Origin of the sequence: Enterobacter cloacae complex sp. P16RS2, from assembly GCF_014982155.1 — a bacterium.
In the GTDB taxonomy this organism is placed as follows: domain Bacteria; phylum Pseudomonadota; class Gammaproteobacteria; order Enterobacterales; family Enterobacteriaceae; genus Enterobacter; species Enterobacter cloacae_M.
On sequence record NZ_JADCKW010000019.1, the window covers coordinates 20,694 to 43,239 of the forward strand.

21 protein-coding genes are annotated in these 22,546 nt (G+C 55.7%); 13 read left to right on the forward strand and 8 right to left on the reverse strand.

The genetic code is table 11. The annotated features are described in order from the left end of the window. Positions 1-48: 48 nt before the first annotated feature. Complete coding sequence (locus INF68_RS13235; protein ID WP_126786270.1) at positions 49-1,170, forward strand: cupin domain-containing protein; 1,122 nt, start codon at positions 49-51, stop codon at positions 1,168-1,170. A gap of 49 nt (positions 1,171-1,219) precedes the next feature. On the opposite strand, the gene INF68_RS13240 is transcribed toward INF68_RS13235, so the two are convergent. Then, positions 1,220-2,635 (reverse strand): PLP-dependent aminotransferase family protein, encoded by a 1,416-nt coding sequence (locus INF68_RS13240; protein ID WP_109846360.1) that lies wholly within the window; start codon positions 2,633-2,635, stop codon positions 1,220-1,222. Positions 2,636-2,811: 176 nt separating this feature from the next. On the opposite strand from INF68_RS13240, the gene INF68_RS13245 reads away from it, so the two are divergent. Next, positions 2,812-2,973: a DUF1127 domain-containing protein gene (locus INF68_RS13245; protein ID WP_063409561.1), complete on the forward strand. Its 162-nt coding sequence runs from the start codon at positions 2,812-2,814 to the stop codon at positions 2,971-2,973. Positions 2,974-3,014: 41 nt separating this feature from the next. Here INF68_RS13245 and INF68_RS13250 read toward each other — a convergent pair whose 3' ends face one another. Further along, on the reverse strand, positions 3,015-4,403 hold the full coding sequence (locus tag INF68_RS13250) for a PLP-dependent aminotransferase family protein (protein WP_126786271.1): 1,389 nt from the start codon (positions 4,401-4,403) through the stop codon (positions 3,015-3,017). A gap of 101 nt (positions 4,404-4,504) precedes the next feature. On the opposite strand from INF68_RS13250, the gene INF68_RS13255 reads away from it, so the two are divergent. Beyond that, the gene (locus tag INF68_RS13255; protein WP_023310248.1) at positions 4,505-4,984 is read left to right on the forward strand and encodes a carboxymuconolactone decarboxylase family protein; all 480 of its coding nucleotides are present in this window, start codon (positions 4,505-4,507) and stop codon (positions 4,982-4,984) included. Here INF68_RS13255 and INF68_RS13260 read toward each other — a convergent pair. Continuing rightward, on the reverse strand, positions 4,971-5,873 hold the full coding sequence (locus INF68_RS13260) for a LysR family transcriptional regulator (protein ID WP_047173274.1): 903 nt from the start codon (positions 5,871-5,873) through the stop codon (positions 4,971-4,973). The genes INF68_RS13255 and INF68_RS13260 overlap by 14 nt on opposite strands. A 100-nt stretch (positions 5,874-5,973) precedes the next feature. On the opposite strand from INF68_RS13260, the gene INF68_RS13265 reads away from it, so the two are divergent. The 7 genes from INF68_RS13265 to INF68_RS13295 all read left to right on the forward strand — a co-directional run bounded on the left by INF68_RS13265 (position 5,974) and on the right by INF68_RS13295 (position 11,672). Next, positions 5,974-7,389, forward strand: a complete 1,416-nt coding sequence (locus INF68_RS13265; RefSeq protein ID WP_126786272.1) for an aldehyde dehydrogenase family protein — start codon at positions 5,974-5,976, stop codon at positions 7,387-7,389. A 152-nt stretch (positions 7,390-7,541) separates the two neighbouring features. Further along, the gene (locus INF68_RS13270; RefSeq protein ID WP_023310251.1) at positions 7,542-7,865 is read left to right on the forward strand and encodes an antibiotic biosynthesis monooxygenase; all 324 of its coding nucleotides are present in this window, start codon (positions 7,542-7,544) and stop codon (positions 7,863-7,865) included. Further along, complete coding sequence (locus INF68_RS13275; RefSeq protein WP_126786273.1) at positions 7,858-8,253, forward strand: amino acid-binding protein; 396 nt, start codon at positions 7,858-7,860, stop codon at positions 8,251-8,253. Before INF68_RS13270 ends, INF68_RS13275 begins: the two co-directional genes overlap by 8 nt. After that, positions 8,228-8,923, forward strand: coding sequence for a helix-turn-helix transcriptional regulator (locus tag INF68_RS13280; protein ID WP_126786274.1), 696 nt, complete (start codon positions 8,228-8,230; stop codon positions 8,921-8,923). The genes INF68_RS13275 and INF68_RS13280 overlap by 26 nt, the downstream gene beginning before the upstream one ends. A gap of 148 nt (positions 8,924-9,071) precedes the next feature. Further along, positions 9,072-9,542, forward strand: a complete 471-nt coding sequence (locus tag INF68_RS13285; RefSeq protein WP_023310254.1) for a MarR family winged helix-turn-helix transcriptional regulator — start codon at positions 9,072-9,074, stop codon at positions 9,540-9,542. Continuing rightward, complete coding sequence (locus tag INF68_RS13290) at positions 9,539-10,606, forward strand: HlyD family secretion protein (RefSeq protein WP_123244547.1); 1,068 nt, start codon at positions 9,539-9,541, stop codon at positions 10,604-10,606. The genes INF68_RS13285 and INF68_RS13290 overlap by 4 nt, the downstream gene beginning before the upstream one ends. Next, positions 10,596-11,672, forward strand: a complete 1,077-nt coding sequence (locus INF68_RS13295) for a DUF2955 domain-containing protein (RefSeq protein WP_023310256.1) — start codon at positions 10,596-10,598, stop codon at positions 11,670-11,672. The genes INF68_RS13290 and INF68_RS13295 overlap by 11 nt, the downstream gene beginning before the upstream one ends. On the opposite strand, the gene INF68_RS13300 is transcribed toward INF68_RS13295, so the two are convergent. Then, positions 11,669-12,940: a DUF445 domain-containing protein gene (locus INF68_RS13300; protein ID WP_126786275.1), complete on the reverse strand. Its 1,272-nt coding sequence runs from the start codon at positions 12,938-12,940 to the stop codon at positions 11,669-11,671. The two genes, INF68_RS13295 and INF68_RS13300, sit on opposite strands and share 4 nt — an antisense overlap. A 242-nt stretch (positions 12,941-13,182) precedes the next feature. Between INF68_RS13300 and INF68_RS13305 the strand changes: the two genes are divergently transcribed. The 3 genes from INF68_RS13305 to tssD are packed head-to-tail and all read left to right on the forward strand — an operon-like array spanning position 13,183 to position 14,546. After that, positions 13,183-13,545 (forward strand): tlde1 domain-containing protein, encoded by a 363-nt coding sequence (locus INF68_RS13305; RefSeq protein ID WP_023310258.1) that lies wholly within the window; start codon positions 13,183-13,185, stop codon positions 13,543-13,545. Further along, the gene (locus tag INF68_RS13310; RefSeq protein WP_126786276.1) at positions 13,545-14,054 is read left to right on the forward strand and encodes a hypothetical protein; all 510 of its coding nucleotides are present in this window, start codon (positions 13,545-13,547) and stop codon (positions 14,052-14,054) included. Before INF68_RS13305 ends, INF68_RS13310 begins: the two co-directional genes overlap by 1 nt. Then, positions 14,055-14,546: a type VI secretion system tube protein TssD gene (gene tssD, locus INF68_RS13315; RefSeq protein ID WP_045404518.1), complete on the forward strand. Its 492-nt coding sequence runs from the start codon at positions 14,055-14,057 to the stop codon at positions 14,544-14,546. 90 nt (positions 14,547-14,636) lie between these two features. Here tssD and INF68_RS13320 read toward each other — a convergent pair whose 3' ends face one another. The 4 genes from INF68_RS13320 to INF68_RS13335 are packed head-to-tail and all read right to left on the reverse strand — an operon-like array spanning position 14,637 to position 22,429. After that, positions 14,637-15,560: a DUF5655 domain-containing protein gene (locus tag INF68_RS13320; protein WP_126786277.1), complete on the reverse strand. Its 924-nt coding sequence runs from the start codon at positions 15,558-15,560 to the stop codon at positions 14,637-14,639. Beyond that, positions 15,553-18,813, reverse strand: coding sequence for a type I restriction endonuclease subunit R (locus INF68_RS13325; RefSeq protein WP_126786278.1), 3,261 nt, complete (start codon positions 18,811-18,813; stop codon positions 15,553-15,555). The genes INF68_RS13320 and INF68_RS13325 overlap by 8 nt, the downstream gene beginning before the upstream one ends. Next, entirely contained in the window at positions 18,810-20,162 is a 1,353-nt protein-coding gene (locus INF68_RS13330; RefSeq protein WP_126786279.1) for a restriction endonuclease subunit S, read from the reverse strand. Before INF68_RS13330 ends, INF68_RS13325 begins: the two co-directional genes overlap by 4 nt. Then, positions 20,162-22,429: a class I SAM-dependent DNA methyltransferase gene (locus INF68_RS13335; protein ID WP_126786280.1), complete on the reverse strand. Its 2,268-nt coding sequence runs from the start codon at positions 22,427-22,429 to the stop codon at positions 20,162-20,164. Before INF68_RS13335 ends, INF68_RS13330 begins: the two co-directional genes overlap by 1 nt. Positions 22,430-22,546: the final 117 nt, after the last annotated feature.

Genomic DNA, 22,546 nt, shown 5'->3' on the forward strand with positions numbered 1-22,546 from the left:
CCTTCTTGCCTATAATCGCGCCTGTTTCCCCTCTCACTGGTGCTACCCATGGCGTATCAACTGAACCTGAACTGGCCGGAATTTCTTGAGAAATACTGGCAAAAACAACCCGTAGTGCTGAAAAATGCCTTCCCGAATTTTGTCGACCCGATTACCCCGGACGAGCTGGCAGGGCTGGCGATGGAGCCGGAAGTCGATAGCCGTCTGGTGAGCCATTTCAACGGCAAATGGCAGGCCAGCAATGGTCCGTTTGAGCACTTTGACGATCTGGGCGAAACCGGCTGGTCGCTGCTGGCGCAGGCGGTAAACCACTGGCATATGCCCGCCGCGGAGCTGGTGCGTCCGTTCCGCGTCCTGCCGGACTGGCGTCTGGACGACCTGATGATCTCCTTCTCCGTGCCGGGCGGCGGCGTGGGTCCGCATATCGATCAGTACGACGTGTTTATCATTCAGGGGATGGGTAGCCGCCGCTGGCGCGTGGGCGACAAGCTGCCGATGCGTCAGTTCTGCCCGCATCCGGCGCTGCTGCATGTCGATCCGTTCGAGCCGATCATCGACGAAGATCTGGCCCCGGGCGATATCCTCTACATCCCGCCTGGATTCCCGCACGACGGTTTTACCCATGAGACGGCGCTCAACTACTCCGTCGGCTTCCGCGGGCCGAACGGTCGCGATCTGATCAGCAGTTTCGCCGATTACGCGTTGGAAAACGATCTGGGCGGCGAGCACTACAGCGATCCGGATCTGACCTGTCGCGAACACCCTGGCCGCGTGGAGCAGTACGAACTCGATCGCATTCGCCAGATGATGTTCGACATGATTAGCAAGCCGGATGATTTCACAAAATGGTTCGGCAGCTTTGTCTCCACGCCGCGCCACGAGCTGGATATCGCCGCCGCCGAGCCGCCGTACGCCCCGGAAGAGGTGCTGGACGCGCTGCAGGGCGGCGAAGCGCTGTCCCGCCTGAGCGGCCTGCGCGTGCTGAACGTCAACGGCAGCTTCTTTATCAACAGCGAACAGCTGGAGACGGTAGACTCGAAAGCGGCGGATGCGCTGTGCCGCTACACCGAACTCGGTCTGGCCGAGCTGGGCGATGCGCTGAAAAACCCGGCGTTTGTTGAAGAGCTTACCGGGCTGATTAACCAGGGATACTGGTACTTCGACGAGTAATGCTGCACGGTTTTCTCCCTCTCCCTGTGGGAGAGGGCATCAGGCCGCACTACTCCTCCATCGCAATCACAATCGCTTCACCCATCTTCTTCAACGCCTCGCGATTCTTCTCCGTCGGCGGCAGCGCCACGTTGATCCGCAGACAGTTGCGGTACTTCCCGGAGGCGGAAAACAGCGACCCGGCCGCGGCCTGGATCTTCAGACGACACAGCTGCTTGCTGACGCACACCATGTCGACCTTCTCCGGCAGTTCAATCCACAGCAGGAAGCTTCCCTGAGGACGCGTGACGCAAATCTCTGCCGGAAAATACTGCCGCACCCAGCAGGTGTAGGTTTCCATATTCTGCTGATAAATCTGACGCATACGGCGCACGTGGCGATGGTAATGGCCGTCGCGAATAAACGCCGCCACCGCCATCTGCGTGCCCGGCACGTTAAACCCGCCGGCGGCGTATTTCATGTGCATCACCCGGTCGTAGTAGCGTCCTGGCACAATCCAGCCGACGCGCAGGCCCGGCGCCACGGTTTTGGTAAACGAGCTGCAGAGGATCACACGGCCGTCGATATCCATCGAATGAATGGTGCGCGGGCGCGGGTACTCCGCCGCCAGCTCGCCGTAAATATCATCTTCCACGATCACGATATCGTGCCGCTGGGCGAGGGCCAGCACCTGCTTTTTCCGCGCTTCCGGCATGATAAACCCGAGCGGGTTATTGCAGTTGGGCACCAGGATAACGGCCTTGATCGGCCACTGCTCCAGCGCCAGCTCTAATGCCTCGATGCTGATCCCGGTCTCGGGATCGGTAGGAATTTCAATCGCCTTGATGTCAAACCCGCGCAGCATCTGCATGGTGCCGTGAAACGACGGTGATTCTACCGCCACGATATCCCCCGGCTTGCACACCGAGAGCAGGGCGATCGACAGCGCGCCGTGGCAGCCGTTGGTGATGACAATCTCGTTCGCTGCCACGGTGGAGCCGCCGTCCAGCATCAGACGGGCGATCTGCTCGCGCAGCTCCAGGCGGCCGTCGAGCACGTCATAGCTCAGCATCTCGGCAGGATTATGCTGCGCTATGCGGCTCATCTCGCGCCACAGGGGCTTCAGGCTCGGCTGGTTAATGTCCGGCGAGCCGCCGCCAAAGGAGATCATCTCTTTGTCGGCGCGGGCGTCCAGCAGCATCATCACCTCATCCCACTGGGTGACGTCCACGGGGCGCTGCACCGGTCGCGTCATGGCCGGAACCGGCGGCTGGGCCTTGCGCTGCGAGACAAAATAGCCGGAGCGCGGCTGAGGGGTGATCAGCTGGAGGTTTTCGAGGATCTGGTAGGCCTGCTGTATGGTGCTGATGCTTACGCCGTGCTCCTGGCTCAGCGTGCGCACCGACGGCAGACGTTCGCCGCTGCGATACAGACCTTGTTGAATGCGTTCCGCCAGAAGATTGGCCAGATGTTGGTAGCGCGTCATGCTGTATCCTTTGTTTTCACCATACAGATTGTAAAACCAGTACAGATTGCCGTAAAAATTGGCATGCAGATACTGTTTTAGCGGATCTGTATGTTAAACAAAAGGTGTTTTTGCATCTGTATTGCACGGGTGGATTTCCGGGATGATAACCCCACTGACAAAGTGAGGAGAGCATCATGGAATTCTACGAGAATCGTTCAAAACGTCCGTTTATTGTGTTTGTCTGGATCGCGAAAACAACACGCAACTGGTATCGCATCAACCGCACCCGCCGCATCCTGAGCCGGATGAGCGACGAGCAGCTCAAGGACGTTGGGTTGTCGCGGAATGATGTATGAGCCACGTCATCGCCGGGCGAGCGCAGCGCACCCGGCGATGTTCAGCTCAACAGCGCAAGCGTCTGCCGCTTCGGCCTCTCCAGCAACGCCACCGCCTCTTCATACGACCGCACGTTGTTATAGCCCATCACCAGCCCGTAGCGTTTGCCCGACCCGCGATACCACTCCGAAAGCGCATTCACCTGCAGCTGCTGTTCCTGCCAGCAGCGTGCCACTTCCCGGTCACCGCTTCCTCTGGTCAGGAACGCCACGATATGCATCCCGCCGTCATTTTGCTCGGTGAAAAACAGATCGCCATACACCTCCTGCAGGGCGGCAATCATCCAGTCGCGCCGGGTCTGATACAGCGCGCGCATCTTTTTCAGATGGCGGAAAAAATGCCCTTCGTTGAGAAACGCGGTGAGGATCTTTTGCGTCAGCACCGGCTGGCCGCTGGTGGTAATGTCCGCGCAGTCGGTAAAGGCCCCGACGGTGCTGGCGGGCATCACCACGTAGCCCATGCGCAGCGACGGCATGATGGTTTTACTGAAGGTGCCCATAAAAATCACCCGATCGTGCCGATCGAGGCTTTTTAGCGACGGCAGCACCTTGCGGGTGTAGTGAAACTCGCCGTCGTAATCGTCTTCAATAATCCATGCCTCGTTCTGGCTGGCCCAGTCGAGCAGCTGCTGCTTGCGCGGCAGTGAGAGGGTGACCGCCAGCGGGCTCTGGTGCGACGGGGTGACGATGGCAAATCGGGCATCGCGATGGTGACGGAGCAGGTAGTCCGTGTCGATACCGCAGCGATCGACCGGCACGGTGTGCAGGCGCGGCACGATCCGCTTGAGCAGCTGCTGGCCCATAAAGTAGCCCGGATCTTCAAACACCACCTTGTCGCTGCGGCTGGCAAGCGTGTCGAGGATCAGCCGCAGGCTGCCGCTGTAGCCGCTGGTGATCAGCACCTGTTCGGCGCTGCAGGAAAGCCCGCGTGAAATATTAAGATAGCTGGCGATGGCCTGGCGCAGCGGATACCAGCCCAGAACGGGCGGGTTAAGCATCTCCTCCTGACGCATGGCGCGCGTCGCCTGTCCCGCCAGCAGCAGCCATTTTTTATACGGAAAGCTGTCGAGGGCGGGGATGCCGGGGCGCAGAAACCCGGCCCGCTCGCGCTGGCTGATGAGGGATGCCGGAAGCGTGCCGGTGGGCTGTTCCGCAGGGGCACTCTTATCCGGCAACAGCAGATCCGGGTTGACCCGTGTGCCGCGCGCGCCCCGGCTCACCAGATACCCTTCCCCCGTCAGAATGGCATACGCCGTTTCGACGGTTTTACGCGCCACCTTCAGCTCTTCCGCCAGCACGCGGATGGCGGGCACCTTATCGCCCGGCTTCAGCACGCCGCGCGTGATGTTGTCGCGATAGCGGGAATAAATCTCGTGATAGCCCGGCTTCATGTCCTACCTCTTTTCGCGATTTTTGTATCTTTTTACTATGTCATGAACGGCGTAGATTTGCCTCATCGCATGACACATGCCGCACAAAAAGAGGAAAGACAATGAGCACTCGCGTCAACCACCATAAAGTCACACCTGCCCTCGCCAACGCGCTGTCTGCCCTGAGCATGGAGGTGGCAAAAACCTCCATCGACCCGGCGCTGAAGCACCTGATCGACATTCGCGTATCGCAGCTGAACGGCTGCACCTTCTGCCTGGATATGCACTCGAAAGAGGCCAAAATTGCCGGCGAGCGCGAGCTGCGCCTGTATCATCTGGCGGCCTGGCGCGAGTCCCCGCTGTTCAGCGCCCGCGAGAAAGCCGCGCTGGCCTTCACCGAAGCGCTGACCCAGATTGGCGTTCACGGCGTAAGCGACGCGCTGTACCGCAGCGTGGCGGAGCACTTCTCGGACGTGGAGATTTCAGAGCTGAACTTCGCCATCGTGGCGATCAACGCCTGGAACCGTCTGGGGATCACCTCTCGCATGGCGCCGGGCGCGCTGGACGCGGCTTACGGGCTGAACAAGGCTAACCTGGAATAATCCCGCGCTCGCGGATCGTTGCCACCAGCGCCCGCAGGCCTGGCGGGACGTGGCGATGGCCGGGGTAGTAGAGGCGCAGTCCGGCAAACGGCTGCGCCCAGTCGTTTAAGACGCTCACCAGCTCTCCACGCTCCAGCTCTTCCCGGATATACAGCTCCGGCAAAAATCCCACCCCTAATCCCGCTTTCACGGCGCGGATCGAGGCAAAAAGATCGGACGTCGCAAAGCGCGGCGGCACGGCAAGGGCGTACGTTTCTCCCCGACGCGCCAGCTCCCAGCGGTAGATCCCGCCGTGGGCCATGCGCATGCCGATCCCCTGATGTGAAAGCAGATCGTCCGGCGTCTGCGGAATGCCGTGGCGTGCAAAATAGTCCGGCGTGGCGGTGACCAGCTGGCGGATCTCTCCGGTCAGCGGCACGGCGATCATGTCCTGCGGCACGGACTCTTCAAGGCGGATCCCCGCGTCATAGCCTTCCGCGACGATGTCGATCATTCGCGCTTCGCTGACGGTCTCCACGCGCATCTTCGGATAGCGGATCATAAAGTCGATCAGCAGCTGGTCCAGAAACAGGGCGCCGATATGGTTCGGCACGTTCAGACGCAGCGTGCCGGCGGGCTCCCCGGTGTCGCTGTGGATCTCCTCGCTGGCGAGACGGATCTCCTGCAGGGCCGGGCCGATACGCGCCACGTAGCGCTGTCCGGCGTCGGTGAGCGCCACGCTGCGGGTGGTGCGGTTAAAGAGGCGGGTATCAAGGCGGCTCTCCAGCCCGGCGATGGCGTTGCTGACCGCCGTGGCGGACATGCCCAGCTCCTGCGCCGCGCCGCGAAAGCTGCCGCGCCGCACGACCGCCATCACCACTTCCAGCTCTGTCAGACCTGAACGATGCATAGATTATCCTGAAAATCGAAACAACCCTTGCAGCATAGCGTGGATTATCGCAACGGAGAAGCCGTGACAGACTGTGCTCACACAGCCTGAGGAGGTTTATATGCACACCATCGAACAGATCTTTATTAACGGCGAATTTGTTACCCCGCACGGCACCGAGTGGTTTGATTTGTACAACCCGGCGACGGCGCAGGTCATCGGCCAGGTTCGTCTGGCGGATGAGGTTGACGCGGAGCGCGCCGTTGCGGCGGCAAAAGCGGCGTTTCCGGCGTGGTCACGGACCACAAAGCAGGAACGCATCGCGGCGCTAAAACGCATGCACGCCGCCGTGGCCGCCCGTCACGACGATCTGCTGGAAGCGGTTATTGAAGAGTACGGCGCGCCCGCCTCGCGCTCGGCGTGGATGGCCAGCTATCCGGCGGAGGTGATTGCTCAGGCCATCGAGGCGCTGGAGGCGTTTGAGTTCGTCATCCCCGCAGGCGCAGCGACGGTGCAGATGACGCCGCTTGGCGTGGCCGGGCTTATCACGCCGTGGAACAGCGACGCGGGGTTTATCTGCGGCAAGCTGGCGGCCGCGCTGGCTGCGGGCTGTACGGCAGTCATCAAGCCGAGCGAAATGAGCGCCCTGCAAACCCGGATTGTCACCGAAGCGCTGCGCGATGCCGCGCTGCCGCCGGGGGTGTTTAACATCGTCACCGGGCGCGGCGAAACCGTCGGTGAAACCATCAGCCGCCATCCGGATGTGGCAAAAATCTCGTTTACCGGCTCGACGAATACCGGCAAGGCGATCCTGCGCAACGCGGCGGAGAGCTTTAAGCGCGTGACCCTGGAGTTAGGCGGTAAATCGCCGACGATCCTGCTGGATGATGTGGATCTGGCGCAGGCGATCCCGCTGGTGATTCAGGCCGGGTTTATGAACAGCGGGCAGGCGTGCGTGGCCGGAACGCGCATTCTGGTGCCGCAGGCGCGCAAGGCTGAGATCGAAACCGCGCTGGCGCAGGCCGTGGCGGCGGTGAAATCGGGCGATCCGCGCGATAGCGCGACGGACGTCGGCCCGATGGTCAGCGAGAAGCAGTGGCAGCGGGTGCAGGGCTATATCCGTAAAGGTATTGAAGAGGGGGCGCGTCTGCTGGCGGGTGGTGAAGGGAGACCGGACGGCACGCGAGACGGCTGGTTTGTGCGCCCGACGCTGTTTGCCGACGTGAACAACCGGATGACGGTCGCCCGTGACGAGATTTTCGGCCCGGTGCTGTGCGCGATCCCCTATCGTGACGAGGCGGAGGCTATCGCCATTGCCAACGACACCGATTACGGACTGAGCGCGATGGTGCTGGGCGGCGATGCGAACCGCGCGCGACGCGTGGCGCAGCAGATTGTTTCCGGTCGCGTGCTGGTGAATACCCTTGCCCATGAGCCGAAAGCGCCGTTCGGCGGGTTTAAGCACTCCGGCGTGGGGCGCGAGATGGGCGAGTGGGGAATTCGGGCGTTTATGGAGCCTAAGTCGATTCTGAGCTAAAACCTGCCCGGTGGCGCTGCGCTTGCCGGGCCTACATCATCCCACTGGCCGGATAAGCGCAGCACCATCCGGCACAACGCTTCGCTCTTTGCCGAAGCATCGTTCCTCTCTACCCTGCATTCTCTCCCCAACATCACTACGGAGAGACCATCATGATTGCAGTCATTTTCGAAGCCAAAGCCGCGCCCGCCCATCAGGCGCGCTATCTTCAGCTCGCTGCCGAACTCAAACCTTTGCTGGCGGACATCGACGGCTTTATTGATATTGAACGGTTCCAGAGCCTGACGACCGACGGCAAAATCCTGTCGCTTTCCTGGTGGCGGGATGAGGAGGCCGTCCGTAGCTGGAAGCAGAACGTCTTCCATCAGGCCGCGCAGGCCGAAGGGCGGGAGTCGATTTTCGCGTACTACCGCATTCGGGTGGCGCAGCTGGTGCGGGAGTACAGTTCCGAAACCGGAGGGCACGCGGATGTATGACGTTCATGTGATTTTTAGCGACAGGCCCGGCGAGCTGGCGCGCTTTGGACAGCTGCTGGGGCGCAACGGCGTGGGGCTGGAGGGCGGAGGCGTATTTGGTACCGATGCCCATTTTCTGGTGGAAGACGGGGAAAAAGCGCGACGCGTGCTGCTCGACGCCGGGTTTACCGTGCAGGCGTTGCGTAAGCCGGTGATTCGGAAACTCAGGCAGGAGCGCCCCGGCGAGCTGGGCGAGATCGCAGCGGCGCTGGCGGCACGCGGCGTGTCTATCCTGACTCAGTACAGCGACCATGCGAATCACCTTATTCTGCTGACGGATGATGATAAGCTGGCCGCAGAGATCACCGAACCCTGGGCAACATATGTTAAAAACGAGCCTACCTCCTGAGAACGGCGCGGCGCTGGAACAGGCCATTGCCGCGGTGGCGGCCGCAATGGCCGATCCCTCGCGCGTAAAGATGCTGTGCGCGCTGATGGACGGGCGGGCGTGGACCGCCACCGAGCTGAGCGCGGCGGCAGAGGTTGCGCCGTCGACCGCCAGCGGGCATCTCGCCCGGCTGGTGGAGGGAAAGCTGATTACCTGCCTGTCGCAGGGGCGGCACCGCTATTATCGTCTGGCGGGGCACGAGGTGGCGGAGCTGGTGGAGCAGATGATGGGGCTCTCCTGGAGCCGCATTGCCCCGCCGGAAACGACCGCACCGAAGGCCATGCGCGAGGCCCGAACCTGCTACGACCATCTTGCCGGAACGGTTGCGGTGCAGATCTATGATTTCATGCAGACGGAAGGCTGGCTGGAGGCTGACGGTTCAGCGTTGACCCTGTATGGCCGGGAGCAGTTCCTGGCGCTCGGTATTCCGTTAAGCGCTCACCCGCGCCGCAAAGCCTGCTGCGCCTGTCTGGACTGGAGCGAGCGGCGGTTTCATCTGGGCGGTGAGGCGGGCGCGGCGCTGCTCATTCATCTGGAAAGCAAAGGGTGGATCCAGCGGGTGGCGGGATACAGGGAGGTGGTGGTGACGGCTTCAGGTAGGGCTGCTGTTAAGAGACTTTTTAGCCGCTAAACTCCGCTGCGGGCTGGTGCCCTCACCCCGACCCTCTCCCACGGGGAGGGGGAGACGTCGTTTTGCAATTCCTGCTCTTTCGCCTCTCGTTTCTTGATACTTATCCTGATAACTATTATCGTGGCCGCGTGTGACGAGAGGTTTCCCCATGAGCGAAGAAGAACTGTTTAGCCGCAGGCCGATGGGCATGCGGATGGCGATGATCGTGCGCCAGTGGCGTGCGGTAATCGACGACGCCATTCTCGATACCGGGTTAACCCAGTCGAGCTGGACGGTGATGATGCAGCTTCATCAGCTCGGGGATAACGTCTCCGTGAGTGAGCTGGCGGAGGTGCAGGGCATTGAACTGCCGCCGCTGATGCGCACCCTGGCACAGCTGGAAAAGCAGGGTTACCTGCTGCGCTCCGTATCGCCTTATGACAAGCGCATCCGGCTTCTGACGCTGACGCCTGAGGGAAAAGCCATATTAAAAAGGCTCACTCAGGTGATTGAGACCTATCAGGCGCGCGTATCGCAAAACATCGCGCCGGAACATATCGACATTTTCAGCGCCACCCTGAATCAATTCGCCTGCAATTTGCGGACTATCCGCGAAGAAGATAACAAGACCGAAAAATAATGACCCCTGAACAAAAGTTTGCCCGCTGGGTAAGGGTGAGTATTGCCTCTTTCCTGCTGATGTTTGTCTACTTTATCGTCGCGGATATCTGGATCCCGCTGACGCCGGACTCCACCGTGATGCGCGTGGTGACGCCGGTTTCTCCGCGCGTCTCCGGCTACGTGGCGGCGGTACATGTCCATAACAACAGCCAGGTGAAGAAAGGCGATCTGCTGTTTGAGCTCGACGACACGCCGTTTCGCAATAAAGTGGAAGCGGCGCAAATCGCGCTTGAGCAGGCACGCCTTTCCAACGACCAGCTGGATGCGCAGATCGCCGCCGCGCAGGCCAGCCTGAAAACCGCCGTGCTGACCGCGCGTAACGACAAAGTGACCTTCGATCGCTACCAGAAGCTGAGCACCCTGCAGAACGTCTCGCAGGCGGATCTGGATAAGGTTCGCACCACCTGGCAGAGCAGCGAGCAGTCCGTCAGCTCCATCCAGGCCAATATCCATAACCTGCGTATTCAGCGCGGCGAGCGGGACGAGCATCGCAACGTGACGCTGCAAAAATACCGCAACGCGCTGGATGAGGCAGAGCTTAACCTCGGCTGGACGAAGGTCTACGCCCAGGCGGACGGCACGGTCAGTAACCTGCAGTTAAGCCCGGGCTTTTACGCCTCCTCGGGTTCCGCCGCGCTGGCGCTGGTGAACAACCAGACCGATATCGTGGCCGATTTTCGCGAAAAAAGCCTGCGTCACACCCATCAGGGCACCGATGCCGCCGTGGTGTTTGACGCCTTCCCGGGGCACGTTTTCCGCGCCCACGTGACCAGCAGCGACGCGGGGATACTGGCGGGTCAGGAGGCCGTGAACGGCCAGCTGTCCGAACCGGAAACCTCCAACCGCTGGGTGCGTGACGCCCAGCGCATGCGCATTCACGTTGCGCTGGACGAGGCGCTGCCGAAGCATCTGCCGACCGGCGCGCGCGCGACCGTGCAGCTCTATAACAGCGAGGGGCCGTTTGCGCGCTTTTTCTCCGGGATGCAGATCCACCTGGTGAGCCTGCTTCACTATGTCTATTAGCACCCTGGCGCGGGTGTTTACCCCGCACGGCAACATCGTCTATACGGCAAACGACTTTCGCCAGACCCTGCGCATCGTCTTCGCCGGGATGATTGCGCTCAGCATCTCCAGCTTCTACAACACCAGCTACGGCGTATTTTTCGTGGTCTATCCGATCATGCTCCTGTCGCTGGTGCCGGTGTTTAACCGCCACGTGGCGAAGCAGTTTATCTTCAGCGCCGCGCTAAACTGCGTCGAAATGATCTTCATTATCGGCTATCTGTCGCAATGGCCGGTCATCATGACGCTGGTGGTGTTCGCCCTGTACGTGATGCGTTTTCGTTTTATGAGCAAGGGGCCGCTGTTCCTGTTTGGCTCAATGGGCGTGGTGTGCCAGAGCGTGATGCTCAACTTTATGAGCTACCCCACCACCAGCTGGCACACGCTGCTGTTTTCCAACATCGAAGCGAGCGTGATGGCGGTGTGCCTGAGCGCGCTGATGAACTATCTCCTGCCTGACGTTGAGCCCCGCAGGCCGCCGCCGCTGATTGAGAAAGACGATGCCCGCGTGCGCCACGAGTCGCTGCTCTCCGGTACCGTCGCGACGCTGATATTCGTGGTGTTTCAGATTAGCGACTTAAGCGATTCGCTTTCGGCGCTGATGGCGGGGATTTTGATCCTGTTCCCGATGCACTATCGCGGTTCGGTGATGAGCTCTATCTGGCGCGTGGTCGGCGTGGTGTTGGGCTGCCTCTATATTCTGGTGGTGCAGCTGATCCTCTACGATCACAGCAGCCATATGCTGTTGATGATGCCCCTGATCGGCCTCGGGCTGGCGTTTGGCGCGCGACTCCACGTGATGGAAAAGGTGGGCGCGGGCGTGGGGTTTTCCAGCATCACCACCATCGGCATTATGTTCGGGCAGAACATGCACCCGGACACTGACCTGGTGTTCAGCGATCTCTATCGCATCACTTCCGTCACCTTTTCGCTGGTCGCAACGCTGACGATGGTCTTCCTGGTGCACCTGATCCTCAATCGCTTCGAAGCGACGCGCTACGTCATCGCGCCGCCCAAGGTAGATTAATGTCCCAGCACGGCAGGCAGCTGCGAGAGTAAAAACAGGATCAGGCCAATCGTCCCGCCGACCAGCGTGCCGTTGACACGGACGAACTGCAGATCTTTACCGATGTTCAGCTCAATCTGGCGGGACATGTCTTTGGCGTCCCAGCTTTTGACCGTGTCGCTGATGTGGCGCGTCAGGAAGGCGGCAAAATCCGGCGCGAGGCGGTGCGCGGCCTGCTCCAGATGCTCGTTCAGCGACGCCCGCAGGCTGGCGTCGTTAGACAGCGTTTCGCCAAACCACAGCCCGGCGTTGGCGATGCGCTGCTTCACCCGCGAATCCTCGCTTTGCATATCCGCTTTCAGCCACTGGCGCAGGTCGGCCCACATCTCGCCCAGATAGCGGTTAAACGCCTCATCGTTTTTCAGGTAGTGCTTGATGTTGTCGGCTTTCGCCGCCATTTCCGGATCGTTTTTCAGGTTGTCGATAAGCTTCAGCGTGGCGCGGTCGAACGCATGGCGGATCTGGTGCGTGCGGTCGTGGCTGATATCGTCCAGCAGCGTGTTCACCGCGTTCGACACCATCTCCGCGCTTTGATCGCCCAGCCACTCGGTGGGCAGCACCATCGCTTTGCGCGGATGCTCGGTCTTCAGCCAGTGGACAATCTGATCGGCAATAAAGTCCCGCGTGCTCTCCCGCTGAATCAGGGTAATCAGACGGTTGATGATCGCATCCAGCAGCACCTGGTGGCGGTTGTTTTTGGTCATGCTCTCCAGCATCACTGCGCTGGTTTCGGTGAAATCAACCTTGTCGATGGCCTTATGCACTGCCCGTTTGAGCAGGCGCTGAATACGCCCGTCGTCCGTGAGTTCGAGAAAACCGCTCATCACCTGCATCAAGTGCAGCCCGACGCGCTGAGCGTTGTCGGGCTTGCTGAACCAGGCGCCAATCATTTGCGCGGGCTCATAGCGGCGGATCAACGCGACCAGCGACTGGGTATCCAGAAATTTCTCCTGCACGAACAGGCCGAGATTGTCGCCGATCCGGTCTTTATTGCGAGGGATGATCGCCGTATGGCGGGAGATAAAAGGAATCGGCACCCGACGGAACAGCGCGACGACCGCAAACCAGTCAGCCAGCGCGCCGACCATCGCCGCCTCGGCAATGGCCTTGACGCCGCGCACCCAGAATGTCTGCGGCAGGAACAGGGTGGTGATAAAGGCTGCGGCGGCAATCAGCAGCAGCGACAGCGCCAGCAGCTTGGCGCGTTTGAGTTCAGCTATTTTTTCCATGGGGTAAGGATAGAGGCAAGTGAACCAAAAGTGCAAAGCTGGTGTAAGGGGGAGACTCATTCTCAGTGTGAACAAATGGCGTCTATATAAAAAATATATACATCTAAATTATCTATTATTAATTTTTCTATATTTTTTGTGCTTATTTATTTTCGGACGTAATTTTTTGTGACCGTCGTAGTCATTTTAACGCTCTCATTAGCCATAAGATAAAAGACTATTTATGAAAGGAGACGGTATTGATGACATGGGAGTATAAAGTTTCGACAGGGGTATTGAGTCATAATGGTGTGTTTGTCGCTAACTGCTACAGCGGAGCGGGTGAATCGAAAGATAAGCCAGAGTGTGAAGGTCAACGAAACAGAGGCCCCATTCCCAGAGGTATTTATTTTATTGCCGGGTGGAATAATCATAAAAGTGCAGAGGCTATTATTCTTGAACCTATAGCGGGGACCAATACCTTTGGTAGAGATCATTTTCAAATTCATGGGGATAAAAAAGGTCAACCGCCAGGCTCAGCATCAGCTGGTTGCATCATTATGAACGGTCAGGACAAGCGCCATATGATTTATGATTCGGGTGACACAATTCTGGTGGTGCGATAATGAAATATATCATTGTGCTCTTATTGTACTTCCCGTTGGCTTTATTTGCCAAAAGTCACACTCCAGAGCAACTTTTGCAGATGATAAACGAGAAAGGTGCCTGGCATGTTGTTGCACAATTATATGCTAATGATAGCGATGAGTCGGAATGGTGGAATCATGTTATCCCAGAGATTAGCAAAGGAAACCAGAAATGGTTAGCTGTCGCGAGTGCCCTAGAACCCGGAGTAGATGCCAGTACGGCTGAAGATTTAAAGGCGGCGCTTTCAGAAGCCATCCCGCATAACCCTGAAGGTGTCTTAGCAATCTTAAAAGACGATAAGCCGTTGCTCACTATTGAACAAGTCTGCGCTTTTGCTAATTTCCCTGAGACGGAAGCAGAGAGCAATAAGCTTTATGTAGATTCAATCAGGGAGATGTTTAAGGTTAACAGTCCGAAGGGTAAAAAATGTCTCGCCGTTATGATCGCCACCGTTGAACACTCTGTTCCATTCGATAAGGATATTTAAATGGCCATTCCGGGATATATGTCATTAACTGACGATGCGGGTAATATTATAAAAGGGAGCGTGAAAGTTACAGACCGTGAAAACCAAATTGAGGTTTTAGGGCTCTATCATAACGTAAGCTATAATTCTGACCTGCATAATGGCAGAGTGTTGAGCAAACGCCAGCATCGCCCTTTTCTCATTGAAAAGGAAATTGATGCCTCCAGCGTTTATCTCTATAAAGCGCTTAGCACGGGCGGTACGCTCAGGAAAGCAACTATCGACCTTTACAGAATCAATGATGCCGGTCACGAGGAAATCTATTTCACGATAACGCTGGAATCGGTAAAAGTCGTCACGCTGTTTTCATTAATGCATGACGTGAAAGAGACTTATCATGAAAAACAGGGGCATCTTGAGCTTGTTCTGCTTCGTTATGAAAAGATTGCCTGGCATTACCGTGACGGTAATGTTATTCATTCGGATGACTGGGATTATCGGTTAGGGGCTTGATTAGCCAGCTCCGGGAGAAAAATTTTCCCGGAGCAAGAAAGCATGATGACGAACAGAATTTACCACTCTCGGCCCTGAAACAAATTAGTATCAATTCTCCTGATAAGCCTTTTCGATCAGCAGTTTCGCTTTCATCAGGTCATTTTCATTGCGAACGACTAGCTCAACGTTGCCCGTTCCCCAGTGCCCAATATGAGTTACATCCCGGCTAAATCCTTCTTCTAAATGAATATGCTCAGGATCCAGTTTCAGCCACAAACGGATATGGGGATCTGTAACGGGGTAAACGCCGGCGCAAACAAAATTTCTCATACGGCGGAATGCGCCGTATAGCTTTAGTTCTTTGTATTGCACCTCATCGCCAAGAGACAGGACGTAGCTTTTAAGCTGTTCGAACAAAGTGGCTAATTCGGTGGACGCGCTGGCGATCTGTTCGCTATGCGACCGTGTGTTACGCTTGCCAGCGGCAGCGGTTAGCGTATCGGTTGCAGCCTCTGAAAACGCGTTTTCAACCACGGCATTGACCAGTTCGAACATCAACAGATCGTCAGAAAAAAGCTTGTAACGAATCAGGCTAATATTGCGGTTAATTTGCTGAACGGCATGTTCGTCATACTTATTAAAATCAGCGGCAATACAGAGCAGGCGCGTGCCTGACCAGTCGATGGCCTCTGCCGTCTCTTTACCGAGCTTCTCCATAACCAGCCACTTAAACTCGGCCTTATGATCGAGAAGCCAGTCCAGATAAAACAGCCCCTGGTTGATGACATTTTCGTTGCTGTGACGTTTATATTCGATAATGACCGGACAGTTATTTTCGTCCAGCCCCAGTGAATCAATACGCCCACGGTGGGTCTTACCGGTACTGTATTCACTGTCGAGAAAACGAACCCCGAGAAAGGTATCCATTCGGGATTCGATCAAGGATTGCAGCTCTTTTTCGATGGTTGCTGCTTTACCGGAAAGTTCTTTTACGCCGCTAGCACTGTAGCGGAAGAGCTGGATATCACTCATTAATCGATTCCCTGCGCATTTTTGCGATGTCATACATCAGGTGAGCAAACCCTCTGGCAACGTCAGGAGACGATAAATACTGCATCATCATCTCCTTGTGCGCTTCGTTGCTGTCTATCACGGCGTCATCAATAGCTTTCGTGAAGTCGCCCAGCATGGCCTGCTCACGGGTATTGTTGTCGAGTTGGGTCATGACAAGTTTGTTTTCTGCAAGCTTATCGTAAACCACAAAGGCATAGTTGAGCATATCTTTGTCGGTCAGGTTTTCGGTGATAAACAGCTCGTTGAGCTGCGCCAGAACCTGCGACATAAACTCCTCTTTCTTATCTTTTGCTTTTGCGGTGCCGATGTCATTAACCGGGTTGAGCTTATATTCTGCCGCATCCTCCTGAAGCTTAATATGCTGCTCATGGATCTTTGAAAGCCGATAGTGGCTCATTTCAACATTGGAAAGATCGACGTCATCTTCATCTGTTGATTCTTCACGCAGTAAAGGGCGAAGGTGTCGACAATAAAGGCTTAACTTCTCCAGCGACTTGTCATCGTAGGAGACGATCTGGGACATAAATTCATAAAAGCGTACAAAGCTACCGAGATCTTTTTTGAAGATCTCCAGACGATCTTTTTCCTGCTTGCAGGCTTTAAAACTGTTTTCCGCGTTTGCGAGCAAGATGGGGTTAGGAGAATCCCTTTTTGTTAACTCATAGATCTGTTTGGCGCTGATATACGCCTCTTTCGCGGAGGCATACCGCATTGCCCAGCGGTTTACTGCGGGCAGGCAAATATTGCTGAGCGTCGCATTCGATTTCTTCTTACTGTAAAAAGCCTCGCATAGCTGTTCGACTTCGTGCCATAAAAATATCCCCGTCGCGCGAAGTTTCTCGTACAGATCGAACACCAGACCCGGATCGCTGACATCGGTCAATTCAGCCGTTTGATAGTAGGGCTGAAAGGCAGCGAGAATATCGTCAGGTTCATTATAAAAATCGAGTACAAAGGTGCCGGATTCCTTTTTACCTGGATAGGTTCGGTTCAGCCGCGACAGCGTCTGCACGCACTCCACGCCGCCAAGCGCTTTATCCACGTACATGGCGCATAGCTTAGGCTGGTCAAAGCCGGTCTGGAACTTATTAGCCACCAGCATCACCTGATAGTCATCGGTATCAAACGCCTTACGCATATCGCGGCCTTTGAGCGCCGGGTTCATATTGATTTCAGTAAATTTCTGGTGCAATAGCGCAAGGCTGTTCATGTCATTTTCCTGAAACTCAACTTCGCCTGAGAACGCCACCATCGCAGTGATCTTCCCGTAGCCCATGTCGGCAATGTATTTATCAAACGCCAGCTTATAGCGCACGGCAGCTTTGCGAGAGCTGGTGACCACCATCGCTTTTGCCTGTCCGCCGAGCAGATGCATTACGTGCTGGCGGTAATGCTCAACGATGACTTTTACCTTTTGCGAGACATTGTGGTCGTGCAACGTCACCCACTGGTTGAGCCTGATCTTCGCCCGTTTGCTGTCCACTTCCCGGTCTTTATCACCCATTTTTTGCAGCAGCTTATAGGCCACTTTGTAATTGGTGTAGTTTTTCAGCACGTCGAGGATAAAGCCCTCCTCAATGGCCTGACGCATGGAGTAAACGTGGAACGCCGCAGGTTTGTTGGTTCTGGATGCGGGCTCGTGCGGGTTGGGTCTACGGCCAAAAAGCTCCAGGGTTTTCGCCTTCGGCGTCGCGGTGAAGGCGTAGAAGTTAAGATTGCTGCTCCCGCTGCGGGCGGCAAGGGTGGCGTCGAGGATATCTTCAGAGGTGAGGACCACATCGTCGTCGGCTCCTTCGCTCATCAGCACCTCTTTCAGCTGGCGCGCCGTGGAGCCGCTCTGAGAGGAGTGAGCTTCATCTGCGATGATCGCGTAGGTTCGCTCTTTGAGACAGGTGCTGTTTTCGATTGCTTTAAGTACGAAAGGGAAAGTCTGAATGGTGACGATGATGATGGGCTGCGAATGCTCCAGCGCGCTGGCGAGCTTCTCCGATTTCGAGCCTTCCCCCTCGCGGTTGTTGATTCGCCCGACCACGCCGTCCGCATGTTCAAACTGATAGATGGTGTCCTGGAGCTGATCGTCCAGCACGGTGCGGTCAGTCACAACAATCACCGAGTGGAAGCGTTTTTCACCCTTTTCGTTATGCAGGCAGGAGAGCTGATGTGCCGTCCAGGCGATGGAGTTCGATTTTCCGGATCCGGCGCTGTGCTGGATGAGGTATTTGTTGCCGGTGCCTTCCTCATCTGCTGCGGCAATGAGCTTGTTCACGACGTCCCACTGGTGATAGCGCGGGAAGATCAGGCTCTCTTTTTTGACCTTTTTACCGTCCCAGTCCTCTTTTTCCTCGATTTGCAGATGCACAAAACAGGCGAGGATCTTCAGCAGATTGTCAGGGAGCAATACCTCGTTCCACAGATAGCTGGTGGCGTATTCATGGTGATCCTCCGGGATATCGTTACCCGCGCCACCCTCTTTAGTGCCTTTGTTGAACGGCAGAAAGAACGTGTCGTCACCGGCAAGTCGGGTAGTCATGTAGACCTCGTACTGGCTGACCGCGAAATGCACCAGCGCGCCGCGCTTGAAGGTCAGCAGCGGCTCAGGTTTGTTGGTCTCCGGATCTTTTGGCAGGCGCGTTTTTTTGTACTGGTTGATGGCGCTGTTGACCGTCTGCTTGAATTCGGATTTCAGTTCGAGAGTGGCAACGGGAAGGCCGTTGATAAACAGCACCAGATCGATGCGCCAGCGTTTGGCTTTCGCCTCCGTGTCGGTGCCGCTCGCGTGGGGGCTATAAACCAGTTCCGGGACGATACGGCAGATGTTTTGCCGATAGCGCGCAAGGGTGTCCGGGTTGAGGTTGTGGTCCGGCTTGAACTGACACAGGTTGAAGCGCGCGTTATGGCTTTTGATGCCGTGGCGCAGCACCCCCAGGGTTCCGTAGGTTCGGGACTGGAGATCGGTGGCGTTGGCATCGGCTTTTTTAAGCTGCGCGACCAGCGCATCGAGAAAATGACGCTCGGTGTCGTTGGGATAGATGCGGGTGAATTTTTCCCACTCCTGCGGCTGGGTGATTTGGACAAACGTCAGTGCATCCTGCGGATAGAGTGCACGTTCGCGATCGTATTTGCTGCCCGTGCCGGGGACCCAGCCGTTCTGACACATCTGCTGAATGATATCGGCCTGCAGGTTCGATTCTTTGGTGACGTCGGCGATCATGCTGTGGCCTCCTCAGCGGTGAGGGATGCTTCGGCGCTGCTGGCAGGAGGCGTCCAGTCGCGGAGATCGATTTTGCCGGTGACGGCGGCGGAGATGAGGGCGGTGCGGCGTTCTTTTAGGAGATCGATTTGTTGGAGTTGTTTTTGTAACAGTACGTCTATCTTTTCTTCCTGTCTCTTTATATATTTGAAGATGAATATTTGTTCTTCATAATTAGGAATAGGAAGAGGTAATTCTGAAAATTCATTAAAACGAAATTCTGTTGAGCGCTCCCTGATTCCTTTAGACAACGATTGGATAAAATTAGTAACCGCTAATTGACGTACGAGATAGCCATAATAGCTAGTATAAACTTGTGTCTTTTTATGAGGGATACAAACAGAGCAAACAGGAGAGCACTTTCCATTAGAATCACTAACCCCAATTGCACCAGCAAAGCCATCCATAGCATGTATCACAAGATCCCCTTTTAAAACCCCTTGATACCCAATTTCTTTAATTGCGAAAGTAAACCCATCTGTTCTTTTGTTTTGTCGAAGTGTGACATGTCCGTCACGAAATGCCGTAATTATTCCAGCATGCTTTGATATCGGCCTTTGCATTTTACGGAATATAAATTTTGCTCTTTTCAGCATCCAGTGTTCTGGTATATTACCTAACCAATCAACCCCAGAATCTTTCATCGGTGCATCAGGGTTTAGGCCTTTGGTTACCGCATGGCTAATCACTGCCTGACGTTTTTCTTTTAGCAGTTTGATAAATTGGTGTTGTTTGTCTATAAGCTCATCTATTTTCGCAGTTTCACTGTTTAGAAAACAAACAGTCTTATCTATCTTTTCATTCGGGATAGATATTTTAACTTGACCAAGATCTTCTGATGATAATTCTAAAAAAGTACTTCCTCGCCCAAGATTATTAAGTTGCTCATTTAATATTGTAAGCCAATAGTAAAGGAATGTACTTAAATTATCGTTTTTGCAAACTAAAGATTTACATCCTTGATTAGTACAGGATGATATTTTATTTAATGCTAATGAACCAATCGGAGCTCTGGTTGATAGAATAACTGTATTTGGAGGAACTAAAGATGCTCCGCATGAGTTTAATCCTCTTTTAGTTATTTTCCTTAAACTAGAATAAATGAACCTCCCTTTTTTCTTACTTAAATCAGTTGGCGTAAGCCAGTTTATCTCACCATTCCAAAATGCATCAATATCAGAACTTGGAGTTGAGCCATTGATAATTATTGTAATATGCTTTAGGTGTACAATATTCCAAGTTGAAGGAATTTCCCCTACCCACTCAACCCCAGAATCCCTATATTCCGGATACGCCTTATACTTAGCCATCAGGAGTGTACCTCCTGCAGCAGCTTCATAATCTCCGCGCTCAGCGCATCCAGCTCCGCGTCAATCTCCTCCAGCGGGCGCGGTGGCTTATAGACATAAAAATGTCGGTTAAACGGAATCTCATACCCGACAACGCCAACCTCGCCGTCGCGGGCATCGCGCTTATCGGCATTAATCCACGCGTCCGGTACGTGCGGGAGCACCTCCGCCTTCACGTAGCCTTCAATCAAATCGCTGGTCGAAACAGACGGATCGAGCGCTACGTTCTCGTTGTCGCGCAGGTCGGCATCCTGTTCAAACTCCACCACCTGTCCGCGGTACGCAAACGCGCCGTACAGCGGCTGCGCATCTTCCCTGAGCACCTTTTTGACGACCGGCTCCGCGTCAGGGTTTTTGCGGGTAATGGCCTCGATAAACTGCTTATGCTCTTTGGCATCCAGCTTAACGGCGGCAGTTTTGAACGCCTCTTTGAGCGTCAGCTGGAACTGATTGAAATCATCGCTCGGCTGAGCGCGCCCACCAGCTTTCCCGTCGAGCGACGTCTGTATTTTTTGCGCTTTAACCATCAGCGCGCGCTGTTGTCGCCACAGCGTTGCGTCGAGCAGATCTTTAATCTGCTTCTCTTTAAGCTCGGGGAATTCGGCCTTGATAACGGCGCGTGCTTCCACCTCAAACTCGGTAAAACTGCCGTAGTTATCGTCCTGCCAGAAGGCACCGAACGCGTCGTACAGACACGCCATCGGGGCGTTGAGCGGTTTCGGGGCAAAGCGCAGCGCGGCAATGGATTCATCCGTGACCTGAGCCGTCAGACGCAGCGGGCGCTCAATGGTCAGGCGGCGGAAGCCAAAGTCGGTGCTGTTGAAAATCTTGCAGGCGAAAGTGCGTTTGTCATCGGCGTCCTTAAGATCCACCACTTCGAAGTCGCCAAAGGTACGGGTGATGAGCCGAATATCCTCCTCGCTCATCATGTTGCGCTTCGCGCCCAGTGACTTACGCATTTTGCTGCACAGCTTGCTGGCGTCGATCAGCTGGATCTTGCCTTTGCGTTCCGCCGCCTTTTTGTTCGACAGGATCCACACGTAGGTGGCGATCCCTGTGTTGTAGAACATGTCGGTGGGCAGGGCGACGATCCCTTCCAGCAGATCGGCTTCAAGGATGTAGCGGCGGATCTCGCTTTCGCCGCTGCCCGCGCCGCCCGTGAACAGTGGCGAACCGTTGAGAATGATCCCGATGCGCCCGCCGGTATCGGCATCACGCATTTTGCTGATCAGGTGCAGCAGGAACAGCAGCGAGCCGTCGGATACGCGCGGCAGGCCGGGCCCGAAACGCCCGTCAAATCCTTTGCGATGCTCGTTGTTAACGTCGGCTTCGATCTTCTTCCAGTCCACGCCAAACGGCGGGTTCGACAGCATGTAATCGAAGCGATCGGCGGGAAGCTGATCGTTAGAAAGGGTGTTGCCCAGCTTGATGCGGCTGACGTCCTGACCTTTTATCAGCATGTCGGCCTTACAGATAGCGTAGGACTCCGGGTTCAGCTCTTGCCCGAACGCGCGCATCACCGCATTCGGGTTGAGTTCATGAACGTACTCCATTCCGGCAGAGAGAAATCCGCCCGTACCCGCCGTCGGATCGTAAAGGGTTCGAATGACGCCCTCTTTGGTGAGAGCCTCGTCGTCTTCCATAAACACCAGCGAGGTAGTGAGACGCACGATATCGCGCGGCGTGAAGTGTTCACCGGCAGTTTCATTCGAGCTTTCGGCGAAACGGCGGATCAGCTCTTCAAAGACCAGCCCCATATCATGGTTGGAGATGGCCTGCGGGCTGAGATCGGTGGTGGCAAACTTCTGCACCACTTTATAGAGGAGGTTGGCATCATCCAGCAACCCGATGAATTCGCTGAATTTAAAGTGCTCGAAAATTTCCCGCGCATCTCTGGAAAAATACTGAATGTAGTTTTCCAGGTTGGCCCTGATGTCGTTTTGACCCATTTTGCTCAGATCCAGCGGCGAGGCGTTAAAGAACGTCAGCCCGCTGGTGGCGCGCAGGATTAACTTTTCTTTCGCTTCTTCAGGCAGGGGCGAAGAACGGACCTTTTGAGCCTCAATAACGACGGCCTCTTTAGTCTCTTCAAGGACGCATTCCAGGCGGCGCAACAGGGTAAACGGAAGAATAATGCGGCCATATTGAGATTGCTTAAAATCACCGCGCAGGAGATCTGCAACAGACCAGATAAAGGCTGCCGTTTGGGAGAAATTCAGGGTACTCATAAAAGCGTCCTTGCCCATTTTTCAGGCATTTTTGATGATGAATTAAAACCCTCTTTTTATCATGGCTAAAAATATTGATCGACTAAAAAATCGATCTAAATCAATGTCTTAATGTTA

Coding starts and splice junctions, on each gene's coding strand:
- INF68_RS13235 (WP_126786270.1), top strand. CDS start 49: ATGGCGTATCAACTGAACCTGAACTGGCCGGAATTTCTTGAGAAATAC.
- INF68_RS13240 (WP_109846360.1), bottom strand. CDS start 2,635: ATGACGCGCTACCAACATCTGGCCAATCTTCTGGCGGAACGCATTCAA.
- INF68_RS13245 (WP_063409561.1), top strand. CDS start 2,812: ATGGAATTCTACGAGAATCGTTCAAAACGTCCGTTTATTGTGTTTGTC.
- INF68_RS13250 (WP_126786271.1), bottom strand. CDS start 4,403: ATGAAGCCGGGCTATCACGAGATTTATTCCCGCTATCGCGACAACATC.
- INF68_RS13255 (WP_023310248.1), top strand. CDS start 4,505: ATGAGCACTCGCGTCAACCACCATAAAGTCACACCTGCCCTCGCCAAC.
- INF68_RS13260 (WP_047173274.1), bottom strand. CDS start 5,873: ATGCATCGTTCAGGTCTGACAGAGCTGGAAGTGGTGATGGCGGTCGTG.
- INF68_RS13265 (WP_126786272.1), top strand. CDS start 5,974: ATGCACACCATCGAACAGATCTTTATTAACGGCGAATTTGTTACCCCG.
- INF68_RS13270 (WP_023310251.1), top strand. CDS start 7,542: ATGATTGCAGTCATTTTCGAAGCCAAAGCCGCGCCCGCCCATCAGGCG.
- INF68_RS13275 (WP_126786273.1), top strand. CDS start 7,858: ATGTATGACGTTCATGTGATTTTTAGCGACAGGCCCGGCGAGCTGGCG.
- INF68_RS13280 (WP_126786274.1), top strand. CDS start 8,228: ATGTTAAAAACGAGCCTACCTCCTGAGAACGGCGCGGCGCTGGAACAG.
- INF68_RS13285 (WP_023310254.1), top strand. CDS start 9,072: ATGAGCGAAGAAGAACTGTTTAGCCGCAGGCCGATGGGCATGCGGATG.
- INF68_RS13295 (WP_023310256.1), top strand. CDS start 10,596: ATGTCTATTAGCACCCTGGCGCGGGTGTTTACCCCGCACGGCAACATC.
- INF68_RS13300 (WP_126786275.1), bottom strand. CDS start 12,940: ATGGAAAAAATAGCTGAACTCAAACGCGCCAAGCTGCTGGCGCTGTCG.
- INF68_RS13305 (WP_023310258.1), top strand. CDS start 13,183: ATGACATGGGAGTATAAAGTTTCGACAGGGGTATTGAGTCATAATGGT.
- INF68_RS13310 (WP_126786276.1), top strand. CDS start 13,545: ATGAAATATATCATTGTGCTCTTATTGTACTTCCCGTTGGCTTTATTT.
- tssD (WP_045404518.1), top strand. CDS start 14,055: ATGGCCATTCCGGGATATATGTCATTAACTGACGATGCGGGTAATATT.
- INF68_RS13320 (WP_126786277.1), bottom strand. CDS start 15,560: ATGAGTGATATCCAGCTCTTCCGCTACAGTGCTAGCGGCGTAAAAGAA.
- INF68_RS13325 (WP_126786278.1), bottom strand. CDS start 18,813: ATGATCGCCGACGTCACCAAAGAATCGAACCTGCAGGCCGATATCATT.
- INF68_RS13330 (WP_126786279.1), bottom strand. CDS start 20,162: ATGGCTAAGTATAAGGCGTATCCGGAATATAGGGATTCTGGGGTTGAG.
- INF68_RS13335 (WP_126786280.1), bottom strand. CDS start 22,429: ATGAGTACCCTGAATTTCTCCCAAACGGCAGCCTTTATCTGGTCTGTT.